Origin of the sequence: Acidovorax sp. DW039, from assembly GCF_037101375.1 — a bacterium.
In the GTDB taxonomy this organism is placed as follows: Bacteria; Pseudomonadota; Gammaproteobacteria; order Burkholderiales; family Burkholderiaceae_C; genus Acidovorax.
Map to the genome: position 1 here is coordinate 1,834,848 of NZ_AP029019.1, position 14,422 is coordinate 1,849,269.

The window sequence follows — 14,422 nt, forward strand, 5'->3', positions numbered from 1 at the left end:
AAAAGCTTGATCTGATCGTGACACCAGTGCTTGGGCGAACCCGCCGCAGGCCCGACAATCGGGCGCCATGAAGAAGCAGGTATTGATTGCTGGCGGCGGCATTGGCGGCATGGCGGCTGCGCTGGCGGCATCGCGCGCCGGGTGGGATGTGCGGCTGTATGAACGGGTGGCGCAGTTTTCAGAAGTAGGGGCCGGGGTGCAACTGGGCCCCAACGTGGTGCGCTGCCTGCAGGCCTGGGGCCTGCAAAAGGCGCTGCAGCAGGTGGCGGCGTTCCCGGACAAGCTGCAGGTGCGCTGTGCACTCAGCGGCAAAGAGCTGGGCGTCTTGCCGCTTGGGCGCACTACCGTGCAACGTTACGGCGCTGCCTATGCCACCATTCATCGCGCAGATCTGCATGGGCTGTTGCACGGTGGTGTGCAGCGCTACACCGATGCACAGCTGTACCAGGGCGTGGGCATCGAATCCTTTGCCGACGCCAGCGGCCAGGCAGGCCGGGCTGGTGTAGTGCCGGGCGCCGAAACGGTGGTCTCCGTGAGCACCACCGAGGGCAAGGAGATTGAGGGCGATGCGCTGATTGGTGCGGACGGCTTGTGGAGCCGCACCCGCTTGCTGCTGCTGGGCGCGCAGGCGCCGCGGGTCACGGGGCATCTGGCTTATCGCGCGCTGGTGCCGCAAAGCGCGCTACCCCCTTCGCTGCGCACCCGCCACGTCACGGCCTGGCTCGGGCCGCGGCTGCACATGGTGCAGTACCCCGTGCGCCGTGGTGAGCTGCAGAACCTGGTGGTCATTGTGCAGGGCCGGGCACCGGCCAACCTGGAGGAATGGGACCACGACGCCAATGCCCGCGACCTGGAAGCCGCCTTGCTGGGCACCAGCACCGCCTTGCAGCACGCCGTGCACAGCGTAGAAGCTGCAGGCCGTGGCTGGAGACTGTGGCCATTGTGTGACCGCCCACCTGTGCGCAGCGCCGACGACATGGCCCGGGGCCTGGTGGCCCTGCTGGGGGATGCCGCCCACCCCATGCGCCCTTATCTGGCCCAAGGTGCGGGCATGGCGATTGAAGACGCCGCGCAGGTGGAGAGGGCCTTGTCCATGCATGACCTGGAAGTGCCCTTGCGCCTGCGTCGCTATGCCGTCAACCGCTGGCAGCGCAACGCGCGGGTTCAGGCCCGGTCCATCCGCAATGGGCGCATCTTTCATGCCACGGGGCCTGTGCGCTGGGCGCGCGATCTGTCGCTGCGGCTGCTGGGCGAGAAGATTCTTGATGTGCCCTGGCTTTACCGGGGCGATGGAATGGATCTGCACAGATCGTAATGTGTGCTCCTCAATTTATAGCTTGCTACGCACGGTATATAAGCGCTAGGGCCTATTTTGGTCACCAGGTTCTGAGGGGCCGGGAAGCCAGCGAAACGCAGCAGCAGCTGCGGCAAGCAGACCCGCTATGGTGAGCAGCACCGCCGTATAAGGCTCCCAGCCCCACCCCGGCGCGGTGGTGGCAGCCATGCCGGTGATCCACTGCATGAGTGCAACTCCCAAAAACATGGCCATAGTGAAGAGTGACATGGCCCGCCCCGTCATGGATGCGGGGTAGGCAGACCTCACGTCGGCGTACTGCAGCACCATGTAGCCTGACAGCACGCCCACGGCCAGTGCCCCGGCTACGTTCAGCCATGCCACATGGCTCCAGCCCATGGCGGCAAACAAGGCTCCCATCAGCAGCGTCAAACCCACCAGCCAGCGGCGGCGGTGCTGGGGGCCTGGGTCCATGCGCCCAAAAAGGGCGGGGCTGAAAAGGGAAACCAATGACATCACCGTGGCCACATGCCCGCTGGCCACCAGCGTAAAGCCATGCCGTTCAATCAGCATGGGCCCCAGCCACAAACCGCGCAGCGTCAGCATCGAGGCATAGGTCATCAGCGCCAGCAGCATGATGCCCACCGTGTGAGGCAGCAAGAAGAGGGCCCCAAACCCCCTGGCCGCCTGTGCAATGGATTCTCTGGGCACATCCCCTGGGTGGATGCCGCCATGGGCCGGAAGGGCTTGCGGCTCCCGTACCTTCCAGTAAATCAGCACCCATGCCACCGTAGCCAATGCCGCCAGCACGCCAAAGCCGGTGCGCCACGACGATTGCTGCACCATCCACGCCAGTGGCGTGCCTGTGAACAGCATGCCCAGGCCACCCACCCCCATGGCTACCCCGGACACTGCGGCAAACTTTGCAGGCGCAAAGTACCTGGCGATGAAGACCGTGCAGACCAAAAAGGCCGGAGAGCAGCCCACGCCAATCAGCATCTGGCCCAGCAGCACCCACCCGTAACCCGGGGCCAGGGCAGAGAGGCCGGCGCCCGCAATGGCCACCGGAAACACCACCAGCACCGTGCGACGAAGCCCATAGAGGTCGATCGCTATGCCCATGAACAGTTGCATGGTGCCAAACGCAAACGCAAAGGCCCCCGCGAAAACCCCCAGCGCCTGTGCCGACAGCCCAAACTCCGCCCGCAAACTGGTGGCCATGATGGAGGTGATGGTGCGGAATGCCTGGCTGAGTGCGAAGCCGCTGACCAGCACCAGCAGCATGGCCCAGGCCTGTTTGTTGCCCAAAACAGAACCGGGATGAGCGGGATCAGCCTTGCCAGCCGGGCCAGCCGGATGGGATGGCGTTGCATGCTCAGGTGCAGGCCCGGTGGTGGGGGCAGATGCAGGCGATATGGCGGACGACCTAGCGGGCGACCTGGTGGGTAATTGAGAAGCGTGGTTGGGCGGCATGACGCTGCAAGCCTACCCGTTCGACGCGCCAGCGGCTGTCGCCTTCACGCCTGCCTATGGTGCGATGTTGGGTGCGATGTTTCCCTGCCTGCGCTGAAAACATTTGGTACAGGTTTTTCACGCCCCGATAATCTCGCCGGTCGGCGCGGGTCAACGCGCCACAGCGGCGCCCGTTAGAGGGAGGCGCCGTGCCATTTTTGAACATCCTCAAGAGTCGCCCGTGCGACCATTCCAACAGACTAGGAGGTCTCCCCATGTTGTTCCACAACCCCTTGCACGGCCTGTGGGCCGTGTTGCTCTTGTTTTTTGGGCTGCTAGGCCCGGCCGCCGCCCAGCGTGGAGGGGACGAGGGTGCCTACCAGATTCTGAGCGCCAGCTATGGCACCCCCGAGCGCAGTGTGGACGTGACCGAGCGCCTGCGCCAGCTGGCCCGCAGCGACCAGACCTTCCGCGTGAGCAACGATGTGTTTGGCACCGACCCAGACCGTGGCCGCGTGAAGTCTCTGCGCATCTACGCCCGCGGGCCCAACGGTGGCACCCGCACGTTTGAGTACCGCGAAGACAGCTATGTCAACGGTGCCCAGTTCACCGGCTGGAGCAGCGGCAACTGGGGTCAAGGCGGCTCGCATGGCGGCCAGGGCAACGGGCGTGACGATGGCGAGTTCCGCATCCTGCAGGCGCTGTACGGCACTTCAGAGCACTATGTGGACGTGACACGCCGCTTGCGCGATCTGGCCCGCCAGGACGGAGCCATCCCGCTGACCAACGACACCTTTGGTGTAGACCCCCACCGCGGCCAGCGCAAGACCCTGCGCATCTACGTGCGCACCCGCGACGGCCAGAACCGCATGTTTGAATACGCCGAAGGCAGCACCATCGACGGTGCCCGCTTTGTGGGCTGGGGTGGTGGCAACTGGGGTAACGAAGGCTGGAACGGTGGCTGGCACGGCGCGCCCGGTGGCAGCGGCGGCAGCTATGGCGGTGGGGGCTACGAGCGACCCAACCAAGGCTACGGTGGCCTGCAAATCGTTCAGGCGGTGTACGGGGCAGACAACCGCGTGATCGACGTGACCGACCGCGTGCGTTCCCGCGTCGCTGGCGATCGCCTTTCCGTGCGCGCAGACAACGAGCTGGCGGGCTACGACCCCACCCCTGGCATTCCCAAGATGCTGTGGGTGACCTACTCCATCGGCGGACGTGAATACCGCGTAAACGTGCGCGAATCCGAATATCTGCGCCTGCCCTGATAGCAGGTTGCAGACCAGCAGCACGCCCAAGCGCTCCTCGCCACAGAGGCAGGTGCGCAACGGCAGGCTGATACTGGTTTTGCTATAGAAAAAAGAGCTGCCAGCGCTTTTGTATCAAGCGCTGGCAGCTCTTTTGGTTTGAAGACCGTGCTGTCGGTCTGTGGTGGCAGTGCTTATTTACAGATTGGTGCGCAGGCGCCAGATTTCAGGGAACAGCACCACGTCCAGCATCTTGCGCAGATAGCTCACGCCACCTGTGCCGCCTGTGCCGCGCTTGAAGCCGATCACGCGCTCCACCGTGGTTACGTGGCGGAAGCGCCAGAGTCTGAAGGCATCCTCGATGTCGGTGAGCTTTTCGCCGAGCTGATAGAGGTCCCAGTACTTTTGCGGGTCGCGGTACACCGCAAGCCAGGCTTGCTCCACCGCATCGCTTTCCCTGTACGGCTGCGTCCAATCGCGCTCCAGGTGGCTTGCCGGAATGTGCAGGCCTTCCTTGGCCAGCAATTGCAGCGATACGTCGTACAGCGAGGGGGCCTCGTACGCTGCCCGCACCTGGGCCAGCAGGTCAGGGCGGTGCTCATGCGGCTTGAGCATCGCGGCGTTCTTGTTGCCCAGCGAGAACTCGATGGCGCGGTACTGGTAGCTCTGAAAGCCACTGGAGTTGGCCAGGTACGGGCGCATGGCTGTGTACTCGGGTGGCGTCATGGTGGCCAGCACGTTCCATGCACTCACCAACTGCTCCATGATGCGGCTTACGCGGGCCAGCATCTTGAAGGCCTCGGCGCGTGTGCCGGTATCGGGGTTGGCAATGCGCGCAATGGCGGCGCGCAGCTCATGCAGCATCAGCTTCATCCACAGCTCGCTGGTCTGGTGCTGCACGATGAACAGCATCTCGTCGTGCGCGGGCGACAGTGGCTTTTGGGCGGTGAGGATGGCATCGAGCTGCAGGTAGTCGCCATAGCTCATGCTTTTGCTGAAATCGAGCTGGGCGCGCTCTTCGTGCACGATGGATTCAGGCAGCGCAGCGCCCGGTACTTCGCTGGCGGGTGCAGGGGTTTGAGAGAAAGGGCACATGGTGGTTTTCCTCCCCGATCAGGTGACTGCGTGGGTCTGGTTGAATTCAGGCTTTTGCCATTCGCCGCTCTCCAGCACCTGGCGCAGGTGCTCCACGGCGTTCCACACGTCTTCAAAGCCGATGTACAGCGGCGTAAAGCCAAAGCGCAGGATGTCCTTGTGCGGGCCCTTGCCGCCGTCGCCTTTGCGGAAGTCACCAATCACGCCGCGTGCAATCAGCGCCTGCACGATGGCGTAGGCACCGCTGCCCTGGCCGTTCACGCCAGCGCCTTCGTCACGCGTCAGGCACACCTGCGAGCCGCGTTGGGCGTGCTCACGCGGCGTGGCAAAGCCCAGGCCGTGGCCCGCGCACCGCTCCTCCACCAGTTGGATGAACAGGTCGGTGAGCGCGAGCGACTTGGTACGCAGCGCGGCCATACCGCCCAGGCTCTGAGAGGCCGTGAACACATCCAGCCCGCACTGCAGGGCCGACAGGCTGATCATGGGCTGGGTGCCGCACAGGTAGCGGGTGATGCCCGGCGCGGGCTGGTAATCGGGCGTGAATTGGAAGGGCGCGGCATGGCCCCACCAGCCCGACAAGGGTTGCCAGAAGCGGTTGGCATGGCGCGGGTGCACCCACACAAAGGCCGGTGCGCCAGGGCCGCCGTTCAGGTACTTGTAGCCGCAGCCAATCGAAAAATCAGCATTCGCGCCCAGCAGGTCCACCGGCACAGCGCCTGCGCTGTGGGCCAGATCCCACACGCACAAAATGCCTTGGGCCTGCGCGGCGGCGGTGATGGCGGCCATGTCGTGCATCGCGCCGGTGCGGTAGTTCACGTGCGTCAGCATCAGCACGGCCACGTCGCTGGTCAGCGATGCGGCAATCTCCTCAGGCTCCACCAGCACCAGCTCCAGCCCGCGCTCCTTGCACAGGCCTTCGGCAATGTAGAGGTCGGTGGGGAAGTTGCTGCGCTCGCTCACGATGCGCTTGCGCGTGGGGCTGTCTTCGCGGGCAATGTTCAGCGCAGCGCTCAGCACCTTGTAGAGGTTGATGGAGGTGCTGTCGGTGCACACCACCTGGTCCTGGCCCGCGCCAATCAAGGGGGCGAGCTGGTTGCCCAGGCGCTGGGGCAGGTCAAACCAGCGGGCGGTGTTCCACGATTTGATGAGGTCTGTACCCCATTCGCGCTGCACCACGTCGGCAATGCGGGCGGGCGCAGCCTTGGGCAGCACGCCCAGCGAATTGCCGTCCAGGTAGATCACGCCGGGGGGCAGGGCGAAGTGGTCGCGCAGCGAGCGCAGAGGGTCTTGGGTATCGCGGGTGCGGCAGTCTTGCAGGGTAATGGTCATGGTCTTTGATGGGTTTTTGCTTCTTTTTTGATAGCTGCCTGCGCTTGTGGGGTAAGCGCTAGCGGTCAAAAACGTTTGAAAGGCAGGCGTAGGGAGATGCGGCTTACCCGAGCAGTGATCGAAGCACCGCCCGTACGGGGGATGCATCGGCGGTCGTCAGCTTCAGTGGCAGCGCAATGAGTTCGTAGTCGCCCTCGGGCACGTGGTCTAGCACCAGGTTCTCCAGCACCCGCAGGCCCCGGCGGCGAATGACCTGGTGGCTGGGAAGCAGCTTGCTGTCGGCAGGGTCAATGCTGGCGGTGTCTATGCCCACCAGCTGTACACCCAGGTCGGCCAGCCGCTCGATGGTGGCGGGCGCATAGGCGGCGAGCTGGCCGTCCCACTGTGCCGGGGCCTGGGCATAGGTGCGCACCAGCACGCGGGCGGGCAGAGGGGGCAAGGCAGGGTTGATGGCGTGGGCAATGTGCTGCCACTCGATCAGCGGCCCGCAGCCAATGGCGTGGATGACGCGGCAGGAGCCCAGAAACGCCTCCAGCGCCACGGCCCCAATGCTCGCGCCGCTTGCGTCGTAATGCAGCGGCGCATCGGCATGCGCGCCCACGTGGGGCGAGAGCGTGATGGCACTGACATTGACCGGACAGCCGGGGCCAATGGTGGCGCACCACTGCTGGCTAAAAGGCGTATCGCCCGGAAACACCGGGCTGCCTGTGTGAACGGGGGGGGAAATGTCCCAAAGCTTTTGCATGGGACGTGAAGGTAATGGCCTGGATTTTTTGTGGTGTCGGTTATTTCCAACAGTGGGAGATTTTTAGGGTGGGGTTTGCGTGGGGTGGTTGACGGGGAGCGGGATGGCTGCTTGGGCGGTGTTGTCTGTAGCTGCGCATCCTGGGAATGGGGGGCTCAATAGCTGCTTTGGGCCCCAAGCGGACCTAAAGGTTTACGACCTGCTCTTCCCAACTCAAGTGCGCAACAAGCAGGTGAACTTCGCCATCAGGATTGACGAAGATTGGACCGTTGCCCGCGAGTGCTGCCGACGGCACACGCGTAGAAATGAACTCTTCCGAGTTGTAGAAGAACACCCATCCATTTGGAGTTTCCGTAGTGAGTTCCGGCCGTATGGATAGAGCACAGCCTGCATCCCGCTGCAGTTTTTCAATCTGTTCGCGCGCCAACGCTGTTGCTGCATCACGGGTGATAGTCATTTTGGAATGTCCCTCTTCTTGCTGGAAACTGTCTCACGGAGACACCCGGTCGTGAATTCTGACAATGCGACCGTGGCCGACGATGCCGCCCTCCCACACTCGAAACGTCGCATCGATAGGGAATCGAGGCAACGCCATCCCTGGGAACAGGAATTGAGCGCCGACCGTCAAGGTGTGTCCGGGCCGGAATTCAACCTGATGGGGAACTGTAATCCTCATGGAATACGCTTCATCTTCTGAAAGACTTAGAACTCCTCGGTACTCACCAGTAATCGCGTGCTGTCTACCACCCGCGTGAGAAGGAAAAAGCGTGATAACTGCATCGATTTCAGGTGTCATCATGGGTGCAATCAAATGTCCGCTATCTGGCCGATAGCACTTCCTTTGCGGACGCATCCCTTACCTCCAAAAGCCAGCCAAAACAATCCACCCTCCCATCCCCTCTGACCTGAATCAACCGCCTGCGGAACTCCAATCGTAAAATGAGAACCAAACTCATTTGCACGAACACAGTCCCGCCATGAAAACCATGCAAGAGGGTGCCGCCGCTGCCCTGCACCCCAGCGCACCAGCCGCCCCATTGGCCGCAGCCTCGGTGCCCCATGCTGCCTTGAGCCTGAACGGGCTGAAGCCCCGAACCCCCGCCTTGGTCACTGGACTGGTGCCCGCCCGCGACGGGCGGGAGCACAGCACCTTGCTGCGCCTGCTGGAGATTGGTTTTGTGCCCGGTGAGGCCGTGCAAGTGCTGGCCCGGGGTGCCTGGGGGGGCGACCCGCTGGCCGTGCGGGTGGGGCAGGCCACGTTTGCCCTGCGCCAGCAAGAAGCGGCCATGGTGCAAGTGCAGGTGCTGGCATGAGCGCGGCGGTGAATATGGGGGGCGGTGCCGCCAGTTCCGCCGGTGATTTGCAGCGTGTGGCGCTGCTGGGCAACCCCAATTGCGGCAAGACGGCGCTGTTCAACCTGCTGACCGGCGCGCGCCAGAAGGTGGCCAACTATGCTGGCGTGACGGTGGAGCGCAAAGAGGGCACGTTGCACACGGCCAGTGGCCGCAAGGTGCGGGTGCTGGATTTGCCCGGTGCCTACAGCCTGCACGCGCACAGCCTGGACGAGGCCATCACCCGCGACATCGTGCGGGGCCGCCGCCCTGGCGAGGCCTTGCCCGATTTGCTGGTGTGCGTGACCGATGCCACCCACCTGCGGCTGAACCTGCGCCTAGTGCTGGAGGCACGGGCCTTGGGCCTGCCCATGGTGCTGGTGCTGAACATGAGCGACATGGCCGAGCGCCAGGGCATTCAGATTGACCGGGAGGTGCTCTCGCGTGAGCTGGGCATTCCGGTGCTCGCCACGGTGGGGGTGCGGGGCGATGGCGCGCAGGAGCTGCTGGCCTGGCTCGATTCGCCTGCCGCGCAGTCATTGAAAGCGCCTGTCGTGCCTGCGGAAGAGGCTGTGGCGCTGGACGCATCGGCCCTGGATGCGCAAACCCAGGTCAGCCGCACCCACCAGCAGGTGCACCGCCTGATGGAGCTGGCTGTGCGCGCCCCTGCCGCAAGCCTGCGTGTGGACGACCGCATCGACGCTGTGGTGCTGCACCCCGTGTGGGGCATGCTGCTTTTGCTGGTGACGCTGTTCCTGATGTTCCAGGCCGTGTTCACCTGGGCCACGGTGCCTACCGACTGGATCAAGGCGGGTATGGAGTGGACTTCTGGCCTGATCCAGGAGCACATGGCCGAAGGGCCGCTGCGCAGCCTGCTGGTGGATGGCATTGTGGCCGGGGCAGGGGGCGTGCTGGTGTTCCTGCCGCAGATCCTCACGCTGTTCCTCTTCATCCTGGCGCTGGAAGACTCGGGCTACCTGCCCCGCGCGGCTTTCTTGCTGGACCGGGTGATGGGCACGGTGGGCCTGTCGGGGCGCTCTTTCATCCCCCTGCTGTCCAGCTTTGCCTGTGCCGTGCCGGGGGTGATGGCAACGCGTTCCATCACGCACTGGCGTGACCGGCTCGTCACCATTCTGATTGCCCCGCTCATGACCTGCTCGGCCCGGTTGCCGGTGTATGCGCTGCTCATTGGCGCTTTCATCCCAGAGCGCACGGTGGCTGGTCTCTTCAACCTGCAGGGCGTGGTGTTGTTTGCGCTGTATGTGGGCGGCATCGCCAGTGCCATGGCCGTGGCCGCAGTGGCCAAGCTGGCCCGCACCGACACGCGGCCCACCCCGCTGCTGATGGAGCTGCCTGCCTACCGCTGGCCCAGTGTGCGCAGCCTGGCTCATGGTTTGTATGAACGGGCCAAGATCTTCATCCGGCGCGTGGGTGGAATCATCCTGGCCGTCACGGTGCTGCTGTGGTTCCTGTCCACCTACCCGGCCCCGCCGGAGGGTGCGACCGAAGCGGCAATCACCTACAGCTTTGCAGGCCAGCTGGGGCGCTTGCTCGAGGTGTTGGTGGCACCGATTGGCTTTAACTGGCAGATTGCCATCGCCCTGGTGCCCGGCATGGCCGCGCGTGAAGTGGCTGTGGGTGCGCTGGGCACGGTGTATGCCTTGTCGGCCACGGGTGAGGAGGTGGCCAGTCAGCTGGGCCCGCTGATTGCGCAAAGCTGGTCGCTGGCCACGGCGCTGTCGCTGCTGGTGTGGTTTGTGTTCGCGCCGCAGTGCATCTCCACCATCGCCGCCGTGCGGCGCGAGACCAACAGCTGGCGCTATCCGCTGCTGATGGTGACTTATCTGTTTGGCCTGGCCTACCTGGCCAGCTTTGTGACCTACCGAATCGCCTTGGCCTTAGGAGGTGGCGCGTGATGTGGCAGCAATGGATCACGGGTTTGATGGTGGCGCTGGCTGCGGCCTACATGGTGTGGCGCTGGTTGCCCGCCGGGCTACGCAAAAAATTGGGCCGGGTGCACCCCGCCATGGCACAAAGCGCCGGGTGTGGCAGCGGAGGCGATGGGGGCTGCAGCAGTTGCGGCAGCTGCTCGTCTGGCGGTGGCTCCAAGGGCTCTGACAACCAGCCGCAGACTATCCAGGGGCCATGGTCTGCGGGTGGCAAAGAGCGGGCGTGATGCGCTTATCTAAAGCAATGCTGCGTTAGATGACGTGGCCTGCGTCTTGCTCTGCTGCCGGGGTCAGGTGTAGAGCTTTCCCTCGCGCAAGGCCTGCAGCGCATGGCGCAGATTGATGCGAGCCTGCGCTTCGAATCGTTGGGCAAAAAAGTCAGTCTGGTAGATGCGGGGCCGGTCCAGAAAGCCCTGCAGCACGGTGCTGCGGCCAGCCACATAGCGCGGCCAGCGCACAAAGAAATATTCCTTGCGCACGTTGCGCTCAAACTGGCGGTACACCGCGTCTTCCTGGCCGAGGATTGCCAGGTCAATGTCCACCACCCATAGCGCATCTCCGGTGAGCGGACCCGGGGTGTGTTTTGTGTCCAGAATGTGCTGCACCACAGTGGCCACGCGCTGTGCGGGCAGTCCCTGCTGCTGTAAAAAACGCTGCGCCCATACAGCGCTGCGCTCTTCGTTGTGGTGGCTCCAGGGCCAGTAGATGGCATCGTGGAACCACAGCGCCAACTCCACCGCATGGGGGTCTTCCAGAGGGGCTGTAGTGCTTTGCAAGTGATAAAGGCAGGCGCGTAAATGAGCGCAGTTGTGATATGCGCGTGGCCAACGCGACCAGCTGCGGAGCAGTCGGCGTCCTTCTCGCTGCCAAGCTGCCGCAGAGGCCGCTTTCAAATGGGTGCCCAACGTGCCCCATGCTGTGAGCAGGGCTTCGTGGTGAAGGTTGTCGGGCGAGCCTTGCATTACGAAGAGGATGAGGCTTGGGCGATGGCTGAGGAGATCGCGGTACGAGCCCATCTTTGCAGCATGCGGCGCCGTATCCAGCCGCTGACGGGCCGTATCAGCCACCAGTAGGGGCGAAAGCGCCGCAGTGACGCCGAGTCCGGGCAATGCACGCGGGTTTCTGTGCTGAGCAACGTGCTGCCGTCGGGGAGCTTGACGGTCGCGAATTGCAACACCAGCCGTGGAATGCCCGATTGGCCGATGCGCGCGAAGTCCGTGGCATCCGTCAGCGGCACCAGTCCGTAGTCTGGCTGCCAGAAGCGGCCCGCCAGACCCAACACTAGCTCTTCATCCCCTTTGCGCTCCAGCAGCACGAAATCTGGCAACCCGAAAGGCCGCTCTGGCAAGCGGGTGGCCAAACCCAGCTTGCGCGCCAGCCTTGCCGGAGCCTCCCGCAGGGCAATCATGCGCAGCGCAAAAGGGTCCTCTACCACCTGCGGGGTTATCACGTGCTTGAGCGCATCGCGCAGCGGTTGGACCACGCGCAGGCTATGCCGCTCCACAAACTGGTAGATGGGCAGGTGATGGTCGATGAGGCGAGGCTGGCTTGGATCGACCATAGGGTGAGGGGTCAACCGATGTGGCCCGACTGCCAGCCTCTCAACTCAGGCGACCGAGCAACAGGTACTCCATGAGTGCCTTTTGCACGTGCATCCTGTTTTCTGCCTCGTCCCACACTACGGATTGGGGGCCGTCGATCACCTCAGCTTCGACTTCTTCGCCACGGTGCGCGGGCAGGCAGTGCATGAAGAGGGCGTCGGGCTGGGCGGCGGCCATCATCTCGGCGTCCACGCACCAGTCCGCAAAGGCCTTTTTGCGGGCCTCGTTCTCGGCCTCGTAGCCCATGCTGGTCCACACGTCAGTGGTCACCAGGTCTGCACCTTTGCAGGCTTCCAGTGGATTGCTATAGAACTGATAGCTGCCTGCGCTTATTCCATGGGCGCCAGAGGCCAATTTTTCATCAATCTCGTAGCCGCGCGGTGTGCTTACGTTCACCTTGAAGCCCAGCAGCGAGGCTGCCTGCACCCAGGTGTTGGCCATGTTGTTGCCGTCGCCCACCCAGGCCACGGTCTTGCCTGCGATGGAGCCGCGGTGTTCGATGTAGGTGAAGATGTCGGCCAGGATCTGGCAGGGGTGATATTCGTTGGTCAGGCCGTTGATGACGGGCACACGCGAATTGGCGGCAAAACGTTCGATCTTGCTTTGCTCGAATGTGCGGATCATCACCAGATCGGTCATGCGGCTGATGACCTTGGCGCTGTCTTCAATCGGCTCGGCGCGGCCCAGCTGGCTGTCGCCCGTGGTCAGGTGCACCACGCTGCCGCCCAGCTGGTACATGCCCGCTTCAAAGCTCACACGGGTGCGGGTGCTGGCCTTTTCAAAAATCATGGCCAGGGTGCGGTCGGCAAGGGGGTGGTACTTTTCGTACGACTTGAACTTCTTCTTGATGATCGCAGCGCGCTCGAACAGGTAAGCGTATTCGTCAGCGGTCAGGTCGGTGAACTGCAGGTAGTGTTTCATGGGCAAAAAGGGCACGCGTGGCGTGCCCTGCAAGGTTTATTCGGCCAGGATGGCTTTGACCAGAGGGGTGAGCTTGGCGACGATTTCGTCCGCCTCTGCCACGGTGAGGATGAGCGGCGGCACCAGGCGGATGACGCTGTCGGCCGTCACGCTGATCAGCAGGCCCGCTTCGGCGGCGCGACCGGTGAGGGCGCCGCAGGGCTTGTTCAGCTCCACGCCCAGCATCAGGCCCTGACCGCGGATTTCCTTCACACCGGGCAGGCTGCCCAGTTCGCGCTGCAGGGCAGCTTTCAGGTGCGCACCCACAGTGGCGGCGTTCTCCAGTAGGCCTTCTTCTTCCATGATGCGGATGGTTTCGTTGCCCGCACGCATGGCCAGCTGGTTGCCACCAAAGGTGGTGCCATGGTTGCCCGGCTGTAGCACGTTGGCGGCCTTGGGGCCCGCCACCACAGCGCCAATCGGCACGCCCGAGCCCAAACCCTTGGCCAGGGGCATCACGTCGGGCACGACGCCTGCCCACTGGTGGGCAAACCACTTGCCTGTGCGGCCCATGCCGCACTGCACTTCGTCAATCATCATCAGCCAGCCGCGCTCGTCGCACAGGGCACGCAGCTGTTGCAGGTATTCGACGCGGGTGGGGTTCACACCGCCTTCGCCCTGGATGGTTTCAAAGAACACGGCGACCACATTGGGGTTGCCCTCGGTGGCTTTTTTGATGGCCTCGATGTCGTTCAGCGGCACGCGGATGAAGCCCTCGACCAGCGGGCCAAAGCCGCTGTAGATCTTGGGGTTGCCCGTGGCCGACATGGTGGCGATGGAGCGGCCATGGAAGGCTTTTTCGTACACCACGATCTGTGGATTGGCGATGCCTTTGTCCACGCCGTACTTGCGTGCAATCTTGATGGCGGCCTCATTGGCCTCCAGCCCTGAGTTGCAGAAGAACACGTTGGTCATGCCCGACCGTTCCACCAGCTTGGCTGCCAGCGCTTCTTGCAAAGGCGAGTGGTAGTAGTTGGAGGTGTGGATCAGCTGCGTGAGCTGGTGCTGCAGGGCAGGTACCAGCTTGGGGTGGTTGTGGCCCAGGGTGTTGACGGCAATGCCGCCCAGCGCGTCCAGGTACTCTTTGCCGTTGACGTCCCATACGCGGCAGCCCTGGCCTCGGGCCAGCGCGATCGGTACGCGGCCATAGGTGTTCATCACGTGGGGCGAAGCTGCCGGGGTGGTAGCGGTCATGCAGAAATCTCCAGACGGTGCAGTGATGGGAGGGCTTGTGGCCCGGTTCCCGAAAAAAGCGAAAGCCGATTCTAGGTGGAGTGCCATGGCTGGCTGTTGACAAATGCGCATCACAGCAATGCATGACCCGACTGTTGTCGGGCCGTTACCTGACCACCCCACCGGAATACAGGGTTAGCTCTTATATAAGAGTTAGAATGCAGGGCCGCGGCAACACTGCGGTGT

At 63.7% G+C, this 14,422-nt stretch carries 15 protein-coding genes; 5 read left to right on the forward strand and 10 right to left on the reverse strand.

The window, feature by feature from the left end:
• Positions 1–67 precede the first annotated feature (67 nt).
• Positions 68–1,315: an FAD-dependent monooxygenase gene (locus AACH87_RS08215; protein WP_338798295.1), complete on the forward strand. Its 1,248-nt coding sequence runs from the start codon at positions 68–70 to the stop codon at positions 1,313–1,315.
• A gap of 45 nt (positions 1,316–1,360) precedes the next feature.
• Here the strand turns inward: AACH87_RS08215 and AACH87_RS08220 are convergent, their stop codons facing one another.
• The gene (locus AACH87_RS08220; RefSeq protein ID WP_338798888.1) at positions 1,361–2,578 is read right to left on the reverse strand and encodes an MFS transporter; all 1,218 of its coding nucleotides are present in this window, start codon (positions 2,576–2,578) and stop codon (positions 1,361–1,363) included.
• A 443-nt stretch (positions 2,579–3,021) separates the two neighbouring features.
• Here AACH87_RS08220 and AACH87_RS08225 point away from each other — a divergent pair, with 443 nt between their 5' ends.
• Complete coding sequence (locus AACH87_RS08225) at positions 3,022–4,014, forward strand: DUF3395 domain-containing protein (protein WP_338798296.1); 993 nt, start codon at positions 3,022–3,024, stop codon at positions 4,012–4,014.
• Positions 4,015–4,191: 177 nt separating this feature from the next.
• On the opposite strand, the gene kynA is transcribed toward AACH87_RS08225, so the two are convergent.
• The 5 genes from kynA to AACH87_RS08250 all read right to left on the reverse strand — a co-directional run bounded on the left by kynA (position 4,192) and on the right by AACH87_RS08250 (position 7,961).
• On the reverse strand, positions 4,192–5,088 hold the full coding sequence (gene kynA, locus AACH87_RS08230) for a tryptophan 2,3-dioxygenase (protein ID WP_338798297.1): 897 nt from the start codon (positions 5,086–5,088) through the stop codon (positions 4,192–4,194).
• Between the two features lie 18 nt (positions 5,089–5,106).
• Positions 5,107–6,417 (reverse strand): kynureninase, encoded by a 1,311-nt coding sequence (gene kynU, locus AACH87_RS08235; RefSeq protein ID WP_338798298.1) that lies wholly within the window; start codon positions 6,415–6,417, stop codon positions 5,107–5,109.
• A 103-nt stretch (positions 6,418–6,520) separates the two neighbouring features.
• A complete protein-coding gene (kynB, locus tag AACH87_RS08240; RefSeq protein WP_338798299.1) occupies positions 6,521–7,162 on the reverse strand; it encodes an arylformamidase in 642 nt (213 codons plus the stop codon).
• Between the two features lie 184 nt (positions 7,163–7,346).
• Positions 7,347–7,619 carry a YrhB domain-containing protein gene (locus AACH87_RS08245; RefSeq protein ID WP_338798300.1) on the reverse strand — a complete coding sequence of 91 codons (273 nt, stop codon included), beginning with the start codon at positions 7,617–7,619 and terminating at the stop codon, positions 7,347–7,349.
• 33 nt (positions 7,620–7,652) lie between these two features.
• Complete coding sequence (locus tag AACH87_RS08250; protein WP_338798301.1) at positions 7,653–7,961, reverse strand: hypothetical protein; 309 nt, start codon at positions 7,959–7,961, stop codon at positions 7,653–7,655.
• A gap of 178 nt (positions 7,962–8,139) precedes the next feature.
• Between AACH87_RS08250 and AACH87_RS08255 the strand changes: the two genes are divergently transcribed.
• Genes AACH87_RS08255 through AACH87_RS08265 form a run of 3 tightly spaced genes read left to right on the forward strand, consistent with a single transcriptional unit; the run spans position 8,140 to position 10,669 of the window.
• Positions 8,140–8,475 (forward strand): FeoA family protein, encoded by a 336-nt coding sequence (locus AACH87_RS08255; RefSeq protein WP_338798302.1) that lies wholly within the window; start codon positions 8,140–8,142, stop codon positions 8,473–8,475.
• 14 nt (positions 8,476–8,489) lie between these two features.
• Entirely contained in the window at positions 8,490–10,409 is a 1,920-nt protein-coding gene (locus AACH87_RS08260; RefSeq protein ID WP_338798889.1) for a ferrous iron transporter B, read from the forward strand.
• Positions 10,409–10,669, forward strand: a complete 261-nt coding sequence (locus AACH87_RS08265) for a hypothetical protein (protein WP_338798890.1) — start codon at positions 10,409–10,411, stop codon at positions 10,667–10,669. Before AACH87_RS08260 ends, AACH87_RS08265 begins: the two co-directional genes overlap by 1 nt.
• A 63-nt stretch (positions 10,670–10,732) precedes the next feature.
• Here the strand turns inward: AACH87_RS08265 and AACH87_RS08270 are convergent, their stop codons facing one another.
• The 4 genes from AACH87_RS08270 to AACH87_RS08285 form a co-directional block, all read right to left on the reverse strand.
• Positions 10,733–11,218 (reverse strand): hypothetical protein, encoded by a 486-nt coding sequence (locus AACH87_RS08270; protein WP_338798303.1) that lies wholly within the window; start codon positions 11,216–11,218, stop codon positions 10,733–10,735.
• A gap of 185 nt (positions 11,219–11,403) precedes the next feature.
• Entirely contained in the window at positions 11,404–12,003 is a 600-nt protein-coding gene (locus AACH87_RS08275; protein ID WP_338798304.1) for a hypothetical protein, read from the reverse strand.
• 40 nt (positions 12,004–12,043) lie between these two features.
• Positions 12,044–12,964, reverse strand: a complete 921-nt coding sequence (gene argF / locus AACH87_RS08280; RefSeq protein ID WP_338798305.1) for an ornithine carbamoyltransferase — start codon at positions 12,962–12,964, stop codon at positions 12,044–12,046.
• A gap of 36 nt (positions 12,965–13,000) precedes the next feature.
• Positions 13,001–14,197 carry an aspartate aminotransferase family protein gene (locus AACH87_RS08285; protein WP_338798306.1) on the reverse strand — a complete coding sequence of 399 codons (1,197 nt, stop codon included), beginning with the start codon at positions 14,195–14,197 and terminating at the stop codon, positions 13,001–13,003.
• Positions 14,198–14,422: the final 225 nt, after the last annotated feature.